This is a genomic window from Rhizobium sp. BK176 (assembly GCF_024808055.1).
The window spans coordinates 1,128,092-1,144,791 of sequence record NZ_JANUBV010000001.1; the positions used below are offsets into that span (position 1 = coordinate 1,128,092).

The following is a 16,700-nucleotide window of genomic DNA, read 5'->3' on the forward strand; positions in this document are numbered from 1 at the left end:
GACCCGGTCTCCCGTTGCCGGGTCTTCTTTTTTTTGCAGGTTGTGGACCGGCCGTTCACGTGGTATCAAATCCCGCCGCGCGTTTTTCTCCGCGCTTTTCGGGGGGCCGTTTGTTCCGCATGCTTCGATACGCCTGGAGACTGTCGCTTGTCGTGGCGCTCGTGTCGTCCGCCTCCTACCTCTATCCAGCCGCCCGTCTCGGATTTCGCTATGTCGCCACGCCGGACGACCCAGTCGCCGCCGCCGAGGTTCGCATGGCTTCGCTCGACCTGCCGGATTTCGAGAACGAGGTAGGTGCGGCACTGGCGGAGAAAGACCCCGAACTCGCGCGCAGCATGGTCGCGGTCGCGGCTGAGCGAGGCTACTCCGTTTCCCCCGACCTCCTAAGACAGATCGCCGAGGCCGAGAAGTTCAGTATTACAGAGACGGCCAAGGAAGCGTGGTCCGGCCTGACGACCGGCAACACCGACAGTCCGACCGCCTTCGCCGCCGCGCTTGCTGCCGACATGACCGTGGTCGGCGATGTGAAGGACCTCTACGGCGAATACCAACGATATCCGGATTGGGACGAGCTCACTGTAGCGCTTTCAAGCGCCGGCATCGTCGCCGCGGGCGCGTCCTACGCGTCGATGCTGTCGGCACTGCCCGCCAAGGCAGGCGTCACGCTTCTCAAGAACGCCAAGAAGGCCGACAAGATTCCAGCGCCGCTGTTGCGGGAGATGAGGGAGCTTGCAAGCGGCTCGGTCGACGTCGACGTCATCAAGCAGGCGGCCAGCAGCGCAGCCAAGCTGGATGCCGCCGAGGCCGTCGCCCAGGCCCGCCGCGCGGTGCGCCCGCAGGTCCTAGAGAAACTGGTCGACGCGGGAACCAGCTTCGGCACCGTCGCGCGGAGACAAGGCTACAGGGCCTCTATCGACACGCTCAAGATAGCCAACAGCACCGACGACATCCGGCGGATGGAAAAGCTGTCGTCGCGTTTCGGGGACGGCTACAGGGCGACGATCCGGTTTGCCAGCAAGGCTGGATCGATCACCATGCACATTGGCGAATTCCTGCTAAAGACCGCGTGGTGGCTGATCTGGCTGGCCTCCTGGGCAGTCGGAGCCGCCTTCCTCATCTTCGAGGCGGGTGTCGCCGTGTTCCGCCTTTTGCGAGGCTCGGTCCGCGCGCTTGCCGCATAGTCGGCAACAAAAAAGGCCCCGACAACAGTGGGGGCCTTGGAAGGTTCGCAATCGTGGTGGCCTACTTCTTCTTCTCTACGAAGGTGATGCCGTTCCACTCGTAGATATGGCTTGGTATGTCTTCGTTGCCGACAGCCACCACTTCTCCGGGCTTCTGCCCCTCTGGGGACTTGTAGGCGAACGCCAGCGACGTGAATTCGAGGACCTTCTTCCATTTCAGGCCGTCCGTGGTGCGATAGACCTGCGCGAGGCAACCGTCGCCGCAGTCACCTGGCATGAACGAGTAGACGACAAGATCGTTGAAGTCGCCGCCGGTCAGGTAGGCCGCCGCGACCTCGAGTCTCGTGTCGTCAGGCGGTATCTGGCCGGTTCTGGCGACGAAGTCGGGGACGACCACTTCCTTCGCGATGTCGCCACGGAGGTTGTAGTAGACGTTGAAGTCCGGGACCTTGTAGCCCGCGTCCGAGAAGAACTCGATGTCTGAAGACATTTCAGGCGCGTCGTCTTCTTCGGCGGCCGGTTGATTGTCGGGCTTGACGAAGATGGAACCCATTCCCTCTTCTGGCTTCACCTGGGCTGCAACGTTAAACGAAGACCCCGATAGGGCGACGGCGAAAGCCGCCGCCGCTGTGACCATTCGCAGTGACGTCTTCATTTGCAGTACTTGCCTCCGATGTCGACGTGATTGTGGAAGTAGTCACCCTTGTAGTTTTCCCAGGTCGGTGTCAAGACGCCGGAGAATGTCGAGCATGCGATCGACTTGATCTGGAGCGCGAACTGGCCAGCGGCCGTTCCCGGCTCGTTGACGAGGCCCATCGAAATCTTCTTGCCACCGACGAGCACTCCCGAGAAGTCGACCGCCTTTCCGTAAGCGTGCCAGGACATGTTCTTCCCGGCCGACGTCTTGTTATTGCGGATACGGCGGCATTCCGAGGTCGATCCCATGCCGTAGTAGCCGGTGACGCCGATCGCCTTGAGCTTTTGACCGAAGGTCTCGAAGGCTAGAAGCATGTTGCAGTCCATTTCGAGGTTCACGCCGAACGGCACGGCCGTGCCGCGGCTCTGCACCGAACTCTGGACGACGCAGGTATCGCCGCCGTTGGAGCCGTTTTGGCGCGGGCTGCCGTTGCCGGTGAACTGGATGCCCATCGACTGAAGCTTTGCGATGCACTGCGGATCGTCCGGCGTCGTCGGAGTCGTGCTATTCGCCGATCCGTCCTGGTCGGCTACGGCTTCGGACGCATAGGAGCAGGCGAGAGCGAAAGACCAAGACCCCGTTCCCGGGCCAAAGGTCAGGTTCTCGCATTTTTCCTTGTTGGGGCCTTTCGGCGCTTCCTTGGCCATGGCCTCCGCTGCCGCACATTCACCGTCTGTCATCAGATACGGCTTGGCGGCGTTGCAGAGGGCGAGGTTCGCACCCGTGTAGTTCGAGCAGCTGATGGCTTTGATCATCGGCATGACGACGCTGCATGTCTGCTTGCTCATGTCTTTCGTGACGTTCGAGCAGTTAGCCGCATGGCACATCTGCCAAGTCACGCATTTGTTGTTGCCATCGTTCGTCGCGGAGTTCTCGCCGTTGACGCAATTGCCGCCATTCGCGGCCCATTGGTTGACCTTGCCCTCGCCGAACTGAGCGCCCTGGGTCAACATCGCGGCCGTCAGGGTGGTCGGTGTTCCTCCACAGTCGATCGTCGAGCCAATCATGGACTTCGCGGTCGAATTTATGCGGCCGTCGACGAGACTGTCGATCTCGCCTTTGACCTTGCGCTGGAAGTCGGCGTTGGCGAGAAAATCCTGCCAGCTGTTGACGCCGGATGCCTTCGCCTTGTCGGACCAGACAACGTTTCCGTCGTTATTTGAAGACTTCGTTCCGGTGTTGACGGCGTATCCGAGGTCGACGAGCTTACCTTCGGTAATCTGGAACAGACCGTAGGCGTGCGAACTGTTGTTGACCGCGAACTGGTTTCCGCCGGATTCACCCTGGACGATACACTCGGCCGCCGACGAGTTGCCCATGCTCTTGTTCTGGCTTTCGGTGACGCTCTGGCCGTCGCCCACCGCTGCCGCGGCATCCGAACCCTGCGCTGCATAGGAGTAGGTCGCAGGCACCAGATGCGCCACCGACACCAGCGCCGCAAGCGCGAACTGTCTGATCTTTCTCATGAAACCTCACTTCTTCCTGTCGAGCAGCGTGACCTCGCCGCAAGACACCATGGCCATGCCGCTTTCCGAGATCGCGTGGGTGGCGATGTCACGGCAGGTCAGGCTGTCCATGATCAGGTCGCCGTCTTCGTAGACCCGGATAGGGCATTCGGTGTTGGAGCAGCGGTTCTCCGCGAAGAGCACCGCGAATTCCAGCTTGTGTCCGTTGCTGTCCACCGTGGCGACCGATACGGCTGGGTCCGATCCGGTGCTCGACGAGTCGGCGAGCTGGTCACCCCAGGTGCGCTTTGCGACATCCGTGTCGAAGGCGTAGTCCTTGTAGACCAGGTTGACGTTCGTTGCGTGCAGGATCGGGCTGGACGCCACGAGGAGCGATGCTGCCGCGGAGTAGAGGGCGAGCTTGGCTGCGAATTTCATTTTGGCGGTCCCCTTACGAGAAAGACAAGACCATTCAATCTATTGGCCGAGCCCAGCCTAAGTCAAGAAACGGACCTTGCCATGGGGATTCTTTTGGGCGGCCGCCGAGCTCAAAAAATGGTGAATCCGGGCCTTGAGCCGATCCTGTATCCCGCCTATCGTTTTTATATCCAGCTAGACGAGAGACTGCCCGCATGATGAGGTTCGGTAACATTTCATTGGCATTGATCATTGGTATCATTCCGGTGATTTCCGGCTGCACGACGACGTCCAGCGATTCCAAGAAGGCGAGCGTCAGCATCAAGACCGGCAACTTCGAACAAACGGGCGACGCCAAGATCGGCAACGACATCAAGAACATCCTCGCCCAAGGCGGTCTCGACGCCAACAATCCCGCCAACACCCCCGTCGCGGCCAAGTCCGATGACACCCCGAAGGTCCTGAGTTCCACCGCGACCGATCTACAGACCCTGGTCGCGCAACTCGAGGCGGGTAACGCGGCCGCGGCCACGGCTCCGAAGCCGACCTCGGTCCCCTCCGCAGCGCCCCAGCCCGTAAAGACGCAGGCACTCGCTCTCGCCGAACAGCCAAAGCTGACCAAGGCGGAAACACAGACACAGATCGTCACGACCACGCAGACGACGACGTTCGAGCCGATCGGCAAGCCGGGCGAGCTGGTTCCGATCATGCCAGCGCCGGAAATCGCGCAGGTTCCCGACGTGAAGGCGAAGCCGGCGCAGCGGCCGGCGTCCAAAACACGCCGCGTCGTCACGGAGGCGGCGGACAACTCGTCCTACAAGCAGCCGACCGTGAAGCGCTTCTAAGCCTGCGACGTCTCCATTTTAAGTCGACACCACGAATCCGCACGAGGAATGACCATGGACACCCTGGAAAAGAAGACGCTTGTCGACGAATTGATGCTGGTATCGACGTTCAAGCCTGACCTGAAGCGGGCGCTGGAAGTGATCGCGGCCGTCTCCGCCGATCTGCATGTGCGAATGGCGGGCCCCAATCAGGACACGCTGCAATCCGCACGCTTGGAGAAAATCTATAAACTTTACGCGCCCCTGTGGCTAGACGACCCTTGGCTACAAGAGGACTTGGACGCAGGACTGACGCCAGAAGACCTTGCCGATGACGCGCGCATGTTCGGAGAAATCGGATTGCGGCAGGCGGCATGGATCAGGCTCGCGCTTGACCGGGCTCTGCCGTCTCGGGAGGCCAACGAGGCATCCTATGACCAGATGACGGAAGTCGACGCTCTGCTGGCATCCCATAACATAGAGGCGGATATCGTCATCGGCCTGGATGCGATCGGCGCGATGAAAGCCAGCGTATACAACCCCGAACCGGCCAATTTCGCCGACCTCCAGGATATGCGCTTCCACGAAATCCTCCAGTGCTGCGCAAGGGCCGAAATAGCGGCGGGCCTGACCAAGGAGGAACTGGCCTCCGATCCCAGGGAACTGACCTCTGCCGTTCGCGAGTGGGAACTGATGTTACATCAGGCCAAATGGATCGCGTACGCGCTCAAGTCGGCCGGATACATCTCCGGGCAGAAGTTCACCGACACCGATCTTGTCAGGAACCTGGAACATCGCCTTCACAGCAACCTCGTTGGATATCTTTCGCAGGCCCCCGACCTGGTCGAATTCCGGGTGACGGGCCCGAATACCATGGAAGCTGCCTTCGAGAAGAGTTCCGTTCGCAACCGCGGAAAGATCACCTTCAGGATCGAGGAGGGCCTTCGCGAGGTTCATTTCGCCGTGGACGGACTGTTCCCGGCGCTAAACACGTCGGGAACGTTCTCCTACGATCGAGAAGACATCGAGGCAGTCGTCACCGCCCGCATCCGTGAACTCCTCGACCGCCTGGGTTTCGTGGATGGCAGAAGAGCTGAATAGCTCTGTTGGCACGAGCCGTCGCTCGGCAAGACAATCTCGGTTCTGCCGAACCTCCTAGAACGTTCACAAGCTAGACCGTCACGCCGAGTGCCTGCAATTGCCATGGGACAGCAGAGAGACCGATGCTGTAACGGTCAGTTCTGGGTCAACGCCCTGTAGACCACGTAGGAACCGATAACTTTCTGGACGTATTCGCGGGTTTCTCTGAAGGGAATGCTTTCGGCGAAGTCTATGGAATCGATACGACCGGTGCGCGGATCACCGAACCTGGCGAGCCATTCGTCCGCCCTTTGGGGACCCGCATTGTACCCCGCAAGCGCGAGCATCGTGTCGCCGCGGTACTGAGCCAGAAGATCGCCGAGGTAGCGCGAGCCGATGACCACATTGTAGTCCGAACTCTTGCGCATCATGTTCACGTCGACATTGACTCCGACCGTGCGGCCGACATGCATCGCCGTTCCGTCCATAACCTGCATCATCCCGCGCGCGGCCTTGTTGCTGTTGGCGTTCTGGTTGAAGCGGCTCTCCTCGCGGATGACGGCATGCAGCAGCTCCTTGGCCACCCGGTTGTCGTGCCAGTAGAACGACTTGAGCGGATAGCTGTCCACCATGGACCTCGGAATGCGGCTGCGGTCGATGGACTTCTTGAGCTCCGATGCCGAAAGCTGCCCATAGAACGTGGTAGAGAACACCATCGACGCATTGAACAGCCGATCGGCGTCCGACTGCCGTCCAGATGCCTTCAGCGCCCTACCGAGCCAATAACCTGCCTTGGCCTTCGAAACGCCCTGACGGTCGCTTTTGATGCCCGCGATATGGGCGGTCATCTTCTTGAAGTGATCGAGCGCGATGTCCGGCCTGTTCAGGCTCCTGAGCGCTATCCACCCGCAAACGAACTCCCGGTCGAACATGTCGGTGTCGTTTCCGGACGTGAAACCGGCCGCCGTCTGGTAGGCCTCTACCGTCCGTCCCGCCTCCTTGAGCCGCATTGACAGCTCGCGCGTGTTCTCCCACCCGGCGGCCGCTGCCGGATTGCAAGACATGAGCATGACGAACAGCGTGACTATGAACGCCGCCGCCGCTCTGAAGAACGGGGTCTTTGAAAGGGCCATGCGCCAATGATGTCTTCAGAGCATTTTCCTTTCAAGGCTACCGATCCGCTTTTCGAGTCTTTGTGATCCGAGATTGCGCCAGTCCCGTCGCTATGCTTCGAAGTCTTCGTTAATTATTGAGAAATGCTTCAATCGGTTTACAATTCACGCTAACAGTCTACAATATTTCCACTTTTTCGTATTGGATTGCTCGGCCATGTCATCGCACGCTGCCGGAGGGTGTCCTCCGCCCACCATTCAGCCGCGGCAAGCGGCTACCAACCAACGGAAGCCCCGCCTCAAGGCGTCGTTTTCCTGCGTTAGTCCGAGTGGACACGGAGAGATCGTCGTCATCGAAGAGCCTTCGCTGCCGCACGAATATGTCGTCGGTTGGCGGCGCGACAGGCGCTGTAGCCGCTCCATCCTCCGACTGTCCGCCTACGACGACCGCCAGTCCGCTATCTCCAACGCCCTTTCCCTTTCCTGCGGCTATGTCCCATCGGCCGGCCGCAAGCGCAACAGGACGCGAGACGCTGCCCGGTCCGCCGTATATCTATGGGAACGCGAGTTCACGGGTCCAAAACATCTTTACTCCTCGATCAAGGAGGCCGTTGCCGACGCGGCCGTGATATCCTCCCATTTCGGCGTTTCACCTGTCCCCGTAGCGCTCGGTAACTCCCGTCTCGCTTCCGGTAGCTACTTCATACCCTCCAGGGGCATCGTCCTTGCGGCTTCAATGCTCGACCGAACCTCGTTGATACATGAAGTTGCCCACTATCTGGTGTGGCGGATGGGCATCGTGGAACCTGCCCATGGCCCCGCATTCACAGCCGTCCTCGTCGTCCTGCACATGTTGATGAATACGGGCGCGGCACCCGAAGCCCAGCGGCTGGCGTCCAAGTATTCAGTACCTATCAACTACCCCCTGCTCGATGGCCTCCTGGCGATCCCCAGCCGCAATCTTGCCGCGTAATCCAAGAGGCGCAAGTTCTACTTCCGTTCGCAATGAATTAGATATACCTAAAGTTACGTTTCCGCTTTTGTTCCATGCTCCCCGTCGCCCGATTATGAAATGGTCCGATCGTAAACCGGGAACAGAAAATGCGTGCAAAATACAGCCCGACCATTGAAGAGTGCAATGCCGATCCCCTTTGGTGGGCGCGCAACGGGGGCGGCTATGGCCTTCTTCACGACGGCTCGCAGATGTCCGATGTCTACTATCAGTTCGACCACGAAGGCTATGACCGCTTCGGTTACAACGAGCGCGGCATCGACAGGGACGGCAATTCGGTTCGCGACTACGAGGTGGCGGAACTTTACGAGGAAGTCCTGACACGAGGACTTCCGGTGCGCCACTCGAAGAGCGTTTCGGACTACTGGTACGCCGTCACAGAAGTGGCCGAGAGGATAGCAGAGCGGTTTCCCGCCCTTCCCGTCAAAGCTCCGCAGGACGGTCGTCCGCAGACGCCGCATATCGGTTTTTACGTTGGCGAGAACGGCGGGTACGGCGTCAGGCTGGTGCTTGAGGACGCCGACGGCTCGCCGCGCTCGCTGAACATCGCGTTCGACGCCGTCAACGACGGCCGCAACCGCGACCTCTGGTCCGTCAATGTCGTCGCCCAGTCCGGTGGCGAGACGCGCCGCACCGCAGCCCAGGCGCAGACCCGCAAAGAGGCGATGGACTTCGCCAAGGCTACGACCTCGGCATTCGATCCCGACCGCCGCCTCTATGACGTCCTGATCGCCCAAGGCGGCGACGGGGTGATATACCTCGAAGCCCGCCACAGGAGCGAGCGGGCTCGCGGAGACATTCTCGGAACGGTATACGCCTCCGAACCGGCGGCCGCCATCGACACGCTCGCCCGCCGCTTCGAGCCGGGCGGCATCGTCCAGCGTATGGCGTTCTGGGGTCTTCGCAGGATTGGCGCGAGAAGCCCCTTCGCATCGGCCGAAGTCTCGCAATCTTTGGTCGCAAGCGCTGATTCCGGTGATGGCGATTTCGCGCCGACGATCGACAACGAGGCCAGCCATTCCCCGTCCGGACCACGTCCCTATTAAATGACGCCAGGGTCTTGTTTTCAGTTAAAATGTTGACATGACAATTGACGGACTTCGCGTTCTGTGGTTGATAGCCTCCATCGAGGTCATCGACAAGGAACAACAGATGGTTTCTACGAAGTTCGCCCCGGAAGGCCGTGGTTTCAAGCACTACGCGGCCGCGGCATCCGCCAGAGAATACCTTTCAGTCGAAAGGGAAACCGAACTGGCGACACGGGCAGCTGCTGGAGACATCCGAGCTGAACAGGCCCTTATCGAGGCTCATCTGCGTCAGGTCATCAAGCTCGCATCGAACTTCCGTAACTACGGCCACACGCTCGACACCCTGACCTCGGTCGGCAATGTCGGGCTCGTCGAAGCTGCCAAGAAGTTCGACATCTCGAAAGGCTATCGGTTCGCGACCTACGCCAGATGGTGGATCGACGCCGAACTCAAGGATTTCGTGCGGCGCAACGCTTCAATCGTCAAGATTCCAGACCGGAAGGAAACGAAGAGCGCCTTCTTCAAGGCCCCCAAGCTTCGTCGCGAGCTCGAGGCCCAGGGAATGGACGGAGACACCGTACTCGAAATCATGGCCCATCGTTTCAACGTGGACAAAGACGAGTTGACGGCGATCCTCGCCGCGCGTGTCACGGCAGCATCCATGTCGGCCCCGCTATCCGGTGAGGACGGCGATGGCGGCACCTTCGGAGAAATGATCCCCGATGAAGGTCCGTCGCCTGAAGAGATCGTCATCAAGACCGACGAGCAGGACAACAATGTGCGACGTCTCAACGCCATTCTCGCACAGATGAACGAGCGCGAAAGCGACATCCTCCGCTCTCGCCATCTCGTCGATGACCCGATGACGCTCGAGGCACTCGCTGCCCGCTATTCGGTGAGCAAGGAACGCATTCGTCAGATCGAGGTCAAGGCGATGGGCCAGGTACGCCAAGCGCTTTTGGCAGCGTGATGCCGCGCCGGCTTGGCGGACGCTCAGGTCTTCAATCGAAATTGACACGTTGCAAGACAGAAATTGCTACATCGCTCCTGGCCACTTCTCGGGGCGATAGGGACTACCCGACATCTCCGGTTGCGCGAGCAAGTTCACCTCCATCGACATCCGCTTTGTCGTGGCTGACTTGGATCGTTTGGTCGACCCTGTCGTGGCCACCGCATTCACATCGCTGGCGACAGAAGAAGCCGACCCCGAGTGGCAATGGTGAGCCGTTCAAACCGTGGCAGTCAGTGGAAAGAAAAGCCGCCCTCCCTGCCGTGAGGCGTGCGGCTTTTCAGGTTCGGTCAAAGCGGTAGCAACAAGCTAAGGGCAAGCACGCCCGAAAGCGGCAGAAAAATCTGATCCCAGGCCCATGACGGTTGCTGGATGACCCTCAGATGGGCCAGGCCATTCGTCACGCAGATTCCCGCGATAATCCCCGACGCCGCGAAGAGGACACACCTTGGGCCCATACTCATGATCGGCGATAGAGGACTGTAATTCGGCGAGACCACAAGGGCAGCAGCTATTACGAAATAAAGCAGCGCTTTGAGGTCGTTCATTGCGGGACGCACGGCGGTCATTTGGAATACTCCTGATGTCAGCATTTTCGATGCTGGGAGCGTTCAAGCCGCTCGTCAATACGCCATGACCGGAATAACCCGCGCGACGACCAAACCAGAGCGACGCTGATTGAGTTTTGCTTATGCCGAAACCGCTCCCTCCGGAACAAGCGGGAGCGGTTTCCTGCTGTTACCGGCTGACGCGCAGGTTGGACAGCGAGTTGCCGATTTCCTTGAACGCGGACTGGAGGGCGGCGCTGGTCGGCGAGTTGAAGTAGTAGGCGTTCTGGCTTGCGCAGCCGCGCATCAGGTTCTGCGTGGCCGTGTCCGGACCGTTGAACGCGATGGTGTAGATGATGATCCCGGCGTTCTTCATGTCCGTGCAGACCTTGGCCAGACGGTTGTTCAGCTCCGTCACCGCCGAAGAGGCGTTGCTGGTTCCGAGCTTCTTGTCCGACAGGTTTCCGTATGCCGTATAGACAGAGGACGACATGGTGTTCTCACCGTCGGTCATGATCACGGCCGCCTTGTTCATCTTCGGCGTGTTGTAGTCGAGCGGAAGCTTGTATGTCGCCATGTCGCCGCCCCACAGACCGCGCCACTTGGGAGACAGCATGCGCCAGCCCCAGACCGCTCCGAAGTTAATATGAGTATTTCCGACAGCTTTCATGGCGGAGATAGCGGACACCACCTTCGCCTTTTCCGGGGTCAGACGGGTGACTTCCGCCGGGCAGTAGGCGTTGGGGCCGTTGGTGTCCCCCAGGTTCGAGTCATAGGTCTTCTTGCCGTTCTTGGAGACCGTGATCCAGTCGTTGTAGGAATCGTCCGCCCAGTAGTATGGGGTGATCGGCTTGGCGGACGGCACGGCGTCGGAGATGTCGTCTTCCTTGACGTCCTGGGCTTCGACACAGCCGGCCCACGACGTGGGACCCCAGTCGAGGGCCGAGAGCGCGCCCGACTTCAGCCAGTCGGTGTGCGACTTGCCGACGTTGACCGTCTGCGAAAAAGGGACGACACCGACATACAGGTTCTCGGCCACGGCCTTGTCGCCGTAGAGGGTCGACACAAGGGTGTTTGCGGCCGATTTCAAAGCGGTCAGTCCGGTTCCGGACATCGAGCCGGTATTGTCGAGGACGAGCGCCAGTTCGAGACCGCTCGTCGACCGTTCGATGACCGAGGTAGCGGCGACGTTGATCGTCTTCGTGCCGAGGATTTGCATCAGCGTCGCTGGAGCGCTCGCCGTCGCGGTCACGGTCAGCGTGGTGTTGTCGCTGCTCAGCGTGTAGTTGAGGCTGTCGATGGTCCCGACGCCGATATCGCCGTTGTTGAAGTTCGCCTTGGTGAACTTGGTGAGCTGGTCCTGGATCGTCTTGACATCCAGACGCGCGACCGTCGAAAGCGCGCCGGCGTCGATGGAACGCTGGAGGCTCGCGCGCAGGATCATAAGGCGCGCGCCGTCGACCGAGAAGCCGACGGCACCGGCAAGCGCGATGAAGACCAGAGCGACGTAGATCGCAACGGCACCGCCTTCGTCCTTGCGGAAGCGAGCAATCATGGAACGGAATGTCATGATGTTATACTTCCTTCTGGATTAACAACCGGGCGAGGTCGTCAGGCTGCCGAGGCGGGGGCGGAAGACGGCGGTCTTGTAGAGCTGCTGGTTCATGGACGCTGGTACGATGCCCGAGAACATCGGCGTGTATTGGTAGAAGACCTCGGCGATGACGACGTTGTCTGTGGCGTCGAGAACCAGGTTCTGCGGCAGCGTCGCGGCCTTCGTCACCGCACCGACACGGCTTGCGGTCGCGACGGCACCGCCCTTGCACTGCCAGGCAACAACCGGCGTTGCACCCGAGGTGCGCGACACGGACGACAGGATGACGTATCCCTTCTGGGCGAAATCGCCGCTTCCCATGACTTCCGAAGACACGGAGAAGATGCCGCTGATGTCCGCTGCGGTGATCGTTTCATAACGGGAGATCGCGTCAGCCACGGTGGAAGCCATCTGCGACGCCTGGAAGTGCGAGCGCAGCAGCAGAGCCATCTCGCCGCCTCCGCACAGGAGTACGAGCAGCATGGGCGTGACGAGCGCCATTTCGATGCCGGCGACGCCCGCCTTGTCGCGCAGGAGGCTACGGAGACGGCTTTTGGCAGCCTGGAATTTGTCGACCATCTTCTTCATCTCAGTATGGCTCGTTCTGAACAACCGCCGTCGCCGACAGTTCGATGGTTCCGTCATTGCCGACGATGTTCTTGATGACGGGCGTGTGGAACGTCCAAGGATAAGTCACCGTGTAGCGGACGACCTGTGCCGTGCCGCCGTAGCCGCTGGCACCCTGATCGGCGTCCCATTTTCCGTTGCCGTTGACGTCCGTGAAGTTCTCGCCGTCGTCGCGGACACCGTTGCCGTTCTTGTCGACAAACGGCTCCGGCTTCTTGAGGGTGTCGAAGCTCTTGTACGATAGGCTGCTGATGACGATCTTGTCGGTATCCATGATGACACCCGCCATCGACTTGACGCGTTCCTTGACCATCGCGTCCTGCGTGGACTTCTCGGCCACGAAACCCGTGCGGCCGAGGCGGGCGGCGTCGTAGGTCGCTTCCTTCAGCACGATGTCCGCGCCGAACGCCAGGCCCATCTCGATGATCGCGAAAGTCAGGAATATCAGGACGGGCGCGACCATGGCGAATTCGACCGCCGTCGCGCCCTCTTCCGAGGTCATAAAGCCCTTTGCTTTCAAACGCCCCACGTCAACCCCGTCGACAACCCAGTTAATCCTGCATGTTCCTTTAGGGCCGGAGTATTCATAAGACTCTAAGTAGGTAGTTAAAATCTTACGCACCTCGTGCTTTATTGCGGGAAAATCGCACCCGGACGGCGATCGGATTCAAAATCCGCAATTCCAAGCTCTAATTTTATCGGCGTCTTCATTTACTGAGCCATTCGGCGTCTTTTATTGACAGTTCTCGACGATCGCTCGACCCTATCCTTAGTCATACATTCATGAGAGATCGCCCCTTGAAAGTCACCCTGCCTTGGCTTCGTCAGGCCAGCACCAAGACCAGATCGAACAGCTACCCTCACGAAAGCTATTTCCGCATCGACAGGGAGTTCGAGTTCAAGGAGTTTTCAGCCACCGAGGCTCCTGTCGCGTTCAAATGGGCCGACACCGAAATCAGGACGATGGAGGATCGGCTGTGGAGACGTGTCTTTGCCAGGAGAGAGGCATACTCCCAGCGCTTCTCCGCGTCGGTGGACGGTCTGCTGTCGAAGGACGTCATCCTCGACGCCCTCAAGCGCAACGAGGGCTTCCGGTTCATGACCGATTCCTACATCAACATTGACAAGAGCCGACTGGATAAGCACCCCGCGTCCCATTACAAGTATTTCGAATGGACCGACAAGCCGCTCGAGCAGATCGGCATAGACACATGGCACTCCGACGTGGTTCTGATCGGCGACCAATTCTGGATCGCCTGCCCCTGCCCTTCCTACTCCGTCGACGGTGAGCGCGTGATACCCGTCACCGTGGCGTTTCCCAAACTCACAGGCACCGGGCTCTACGAATGCAACGACGACAAACTGGGGGATGTCAGTCGTTCCCGTCGTCCGTTCGATCATCGGGGAGATGCCAACGCGCTCAGCCTGCATTTCGGTGTCGATGAACTCGAGCACGCGGTTGCCATCGCCCGGTCCGGTGCTTTCAAGGCAGGCTATCGAGACGTCGAGGATGATTGGGATAACGAGGATGATAACGGCATTTCACACAAACCCGTCCGCATTCAGACCACCGAAATAGAAACCATCATGCCTCAGTGTGTGGTTCCGCCGGCACTTGCGGTCGCAGCTATGGCCGAGGCCTTTTCGTCCTTCATGTCCGCCGTTTCGTACAAAAATGGTCATGGCAAACCGATCAGGCAATTCGACGCGCACGCCCTTCGCGGGGTCGCCTGCATTCAGGAAGTTGCGTTCGACAAAAAGGCGGAAGACATCGATACTGACGAACTCGCCGATGCGGTCGAAGCCTGCCTCGCCCACCTTTCGCAATCGTCTTCCGATGTCCCCGCGCCTCTCAGGCTACTCCTGACGACGTGCATCGCGCGCACCAGAAACCGTGCGGTCGACCTATCGTTTTCCTAGACCTAGACGAAACCAGCTATCCGAAGCGCGGGTAGCTTCCTCTCTGCTCGGCGACCGGGATGTCGATGACAACGTGGTCTTCGACCCGCAATTCGCCGCCGACGAAAGCCGAAGCAGGGACCAAGTCGATCTTGGTGTATCGGAAATCGGCAAAGCCGCCGACGGAAATTCCTTCAGGAACCGACATCAACCGTGTTTTCCGTACGTCGAGGTCGCCTTCGATGGTCAGGTTCTTAGGCAAGGACGAAAGGCTGCTCGAGGGAGCGAGTATCGATTGCACGGACAGGTCGGCGGGCAACTGCTCCAAACCGGAACCGCCTGCCATCAACGCTCCGTCGATGGTGACACCCTTCGGTATCAGGAAAGAACCGATCCCCGAAATGTCGAGATTCCCCTTGACGTGAAACCCTTCCGGGATGGCCACCACGTACGATCCCTTGAGGATGATGTCTCCTCCGATCTTCGCATCGTGTGGGATTCGCTTCAGTGGGCAACCGGACACCACAAGCGCGCCTCCGATGACGAGGTCCCTCGGCAGCCGTGAAATCGTGCTGTTGGTGATCCTGAGCGATCCCGTCACCACGGTCCCGGCTGCGAGCTCCTCGATATCCGTCCTGTGCAGGACAAGGTCGGTGAATTCGTTGCGTCCCTCGAGCGAGCTTACCCTCGTGTCGTCTATTCTGATCGAGCCGCCGACCTTTACCGACCTTGGAAGCGTGCGCAGGTCCTCGACGCTGGACAAGACGAGATCGGTGCCAATGACAGTGTCGTCGGGAAGCATCCGCATTTTTGACCGGTGCACGTGAAGGGTTCCCCCGACGCGGAGGCGGCTTGGGTCTCCCTCGATCCTTGAATCGTTGATCACGAGGGATCGGCCGACGTCCACCGAACCGTCAAAAAACACGGCGGTCGATCTTGTGATCTTGAAGTCGCCTGCGACCTTGAAGCCGTCTGGTATAGAACATCCGGATTCACCGTCAAGGTTCAGGGCGTTGAGGAATGTCGAACGTTCGAGCAGTCTGCCTGTCTTTGAAACAGCCGAGATGGCCACCGGGCGTTCGAAGACCACGCCTTTCGCAAAATCACCGATGACCTTGCCGCCCCTGATGGTCGTTGTCTGCTCGATGCGCGACGGCAGACGTTCGATGACGCAGTTGTCCAGATATACCGCTCGCCCCGGGAACGCCTCGTCCTGCGAGATGTTCAGCCCTGAGAGGGCGATATCGCCCAACACGACCAGACCCTTGGGAAGGTCGAATTTCCCGACGCCTGGAGTGATTCCCGGCACTAGCACACTGAACGAACCCGTCACGACGAGATTCTCCGGAAGCGAAGGCGATGCGTCAGCGTACAAATCGATTTTCAGACTCCCGTCGAATTCGTCACCGTCTTCGAGTTTGGAGATATTGACGAGTTTGCCGGCGCGGTCGACCGCATAGCCAACGGGGTGGTCGTCGCAGTCGAATTCGAAAGTCTGTGTATTCAACCATTCCGCCACCATCTCGAAATAGTCGGCTCGCGGAATGTCGTTCTGCTTGCCTTTGACCTGGACGACCTTGCCCGAACCGAGATCGATCTCAATCGTCACGTGCGCCTTGTTGGCAGCGTCGCGCAGCGAGAGGATTCCTGTCGCGCCCGCTTCCACCGCTCCGTGATACGCACCCTGGCCCACGCAATGCTGCATCATCGACGATTCAGCCTCGAGTTCGGCCGACGTATCGAGCCGAACCATCTTGTAGCCATTGCCGAACTCGTGCACGACCTCGCTGTCGGTGGGAGCCGCGACACCTCTGGTGTTGAGCTTTCGCATCGCCTTGTTGGCCTCGTCGACGATCTGCTCGAAGCGGCCTGATTTCGCGAGCTTCAGCGGGACGCCATCCTGGTTGACCCGAGCGAGCCACGGATCGTTGCGAATGACCGCGCCAACCAGCCAGTCACGGATATGTTTGGTGTCTCTCTCGTACTGATGGATGATGTCCCCGTCGCTGACCATGTCGCCCGACGACTGTACTTCCGCGATGACGACGCGGCCCACCGACATCATCAGGAGGTCCCGCACGGACACGCCGGCCGTCGCCTGCGCTTCGTCAGCGACGCTCCCCAGCCATCTGCCCACGATGGCTTCCAGGCGGTCTTTTTCGGCTTTCATCATTACGATGGTCTCAGATGTTGATGCTCTCTGGATAGCATTTCTCGGAGCAAGTCG

At 59.7% G+C, this 16,700-nt stretch carries 16 protein-coding genes; 7 read left to right on the forward strand and 9 right to left on the reverse strand.

Annotated features, from left to right (window positions below):
* Positions 1-110 precede the first annotated feature (110 nt).
* On the forward strand, positions 111-1,181 hold the full coding sequence (locus FHT76_RS06255; RefSeq protein WP_259184910.1) for a hypothetical protein: 1,071 nt from the start codon (positions 111-113) through the stop codon (positions 1,179-1,181).
* 61 nt (positions 1,182-1,242) lie between these two features.
* Here FHT76_RS06255 and FHT76_RS06260 read toward each other — a convergent pair whose 3' ends face one another.
* Genes FHT76_RS06260 through FHT76_RS06270 form a run of 3 tightly spaced genes read right to left on the reverse strand, consistent with a single transcriptional unit; the run spans position 1,243 to position 3,761 of the window.
* Positions 1,243-1,836, reverse strand: coding sequence for a hypothetical protein (locus FHT76_RS06260; RefSeq protein ID WP_259184911.1), 594 nt, complete (start codon positions 1,834-1,836; stop codon positions 1,243-1,245).
* The gene (locus FHT76_RS06265) at positions 1,833-3,344 is read right to left on the reverse strand and encodes an extensin family protein (RefSeq protein ID WP_259184912.1); all 1,512 of its coding nucleotides are present in this window, start codon (positions 3,342-3,344) and stop codon (positions 1,833-1,835) included. The genes FHT76_RS06260 and FHT76_RS06265 overlap by 4 nt, the downstream gene beginning before the upstream one ends.
* Before the next feature lie 6 nt (positions 3,345-3,350).
* Entirely contained in the window at positions 3,351-3,761 is a 411-nt protein-coding gene (locus tag FHT76_RS06270; protein ID WP_259184913.1) for a hypothetical protein, read from the reverse strand.
* A 194-nt stretch (positions 3,762-3,955) separates the two neighbouring features.
* Between FHT76_RS06270 and FHT76_RS06275 the strand changes: the two genes are divergently transcribed.
* Entirely contained in the window at positions 3,956-4,585 is a 630-nt protein-coding gene (locus FHT76_RS06275) for a hypothetical protein (protein WP_259184914.1), read from the forward strand.
* A 54-nt stretch (positions 4,586-4,639) separates the two neighbouring features.
* Positions 4,640-5,665, forward strand: coding sequence for a hypothetical protein (locus tag FHT76_RS06280; protein WP_259184916.1), 1,026 nt, complete (start codon positions 4,640-4,642; stop codon positions 5,663-5,665).
* A gap of 134 nt (positions 5,666-5,799) precedes the next feature.
* Here FHT76_RS06280 and FHT76_RS06285 read toward each other — a convergent pair whose 3' ends face one another.
* Entirely contained in the window at positions 5,800-6,777 is a 978-nt protein-coding gene (locus FHT76_RS06285; protein WP_259184917.1) for a lytic transglycosylase domain-containing protein, read from the reverse strand.
* Positions 6,778-6,973: 196 nt separating this feature from the next.
* Here FHT76_RS06285 and FHT76_RS06290 point away from each other — a divergent pair, with 196 nt between their 5' ends.
* The 3 genes from FHT76_RS06290 to FHT76_RS06300 all read left to right on the forward strand — a co-directional run bounded on the left by FHT76_RS06290 (position 6,974) and on the right by FHT76_RS06300 (position 9,766).
* Entirely contained in the window at positions 6,974-7,729 is a 756-nt protein-coding gene (locus FHT76_RS06290; RefSeq protein WP_259184918.1) for a SprT-like domain-containing protein, read from the forward strand.
* 128 nt (positions 7,730-7,857) lie between these two features.
* Positions 7,858-8,814 (forward strand): hypothetical protein, encoded by a 957-nt coding sequence (locus tag FHT76_RS06295; protein WP_259184919.1) that lies wholly within the window; start codon positions 7,858-7,860, stop codon positions 8,812-8,814.
* Positions 8,815-8,851: 37 nt separating this feature from the next.
* Positions 8,852-9,766 carry an RNA polymerase sigma factor RpoD/SigA gene (locus FHT76_RS06300; RefSeq protein WP_259184921.1) on the forward strand — a complete coding sequence of 305 codons (915 nt, stop codon included), beginning with the start codon at positions 8,852-8,854 and terminating at the stop codon, positions 9,764-9,766.
* Between the two features lie 329 nt (positions 9,767-10,095).
* Here FHT76_RS06300 and FHT76_RS06305 read toward each other — a convergent pair whose 3' ends face one another.
* From FHT76_RS06305 to FHT76_RS06320, 4 genes are all read right to left on the reverse strand, one after another.
* Positions 10,096-10,374, reverse strand: coding sequence for a hypothetical protein (locus tag FHT76_RS06305; protein WP_259184924.1), 279 nt, complete (start codon positions 10,372-10,374; stop codon positions 10,096-10,098).
* A 169-nt stretch (positions 10,375-10,543) separates the two neighbouring features.
* Positions 10,544-11,923 carry a pilus assembly protein gene (locus FHT76_RS06310; protein ID WP_259184925.1) on the reverse strand — a complete coding sequence of 460 codons (1,380 nt, stop codon included), beginning with the start codon at positions 11,921-11,923 and terminating at the stop codon, positions 10,544-10,546.
* A 21-nt stretch (positions 11,924-11,944) separates the two neighbouring features.
* Complete coding sequence (locus FHT76_RS06315) at positions 11,945-12,535, reverse strand: TadE/TadG family type IV pilus assembly protein (RefSeq protein WP_259184926.1); 591 nt, start codon at positions 12,533-12,535, stop codon at positions 11,945-11,947.
* A gap of 1 nt (position 12,536) precedes the next feature.
* A complete protein-coding gene (locus FHT76_RS06320; protein WP_259184927.1) occupies positions 12,537-13,076 on the reverse strand; it encodes a TadE/TadG family type IV pilus assembly protein in 540 nt (179 codons plus the stop codon).
* Between the two features lie 296 nt (positions 13,077-13,372).
* On the opposite strand from FHT76_RS06320, the gene FHT76_RS06325 reads away from it, so the two are divergent.
* Positions 13,373-14,494 carry a hypothetical protein gene (locus FHT76_RS06325; RefSeq protein WP_259184928.1) on the forward strand — a complete coding sequence of 374 codons (1,122 nt, stop codon included), beginning with the start codon at positions 13,373-13,375 and terminating at the stop codon, positions 14,492-14,494.
* 16 nt (positions 14,495-14,510) lie between these two features.
* On the opposite strand, the gene FHT76_RS06330 is transcribed toward FHT76_RS06325, so the two are convergent.
* Entirely contained in the window at positions 14,511-16,646 is a 2,136-nt protein-coding gene (locus FHT76_RS06330; RefSeq protein WP_259184929.1) for a PcfJ domain-containing protein, read from the reverse strand.
* Between the last annotated feature and the right edge of the window lie 54 nt (positions 16,647-16,700).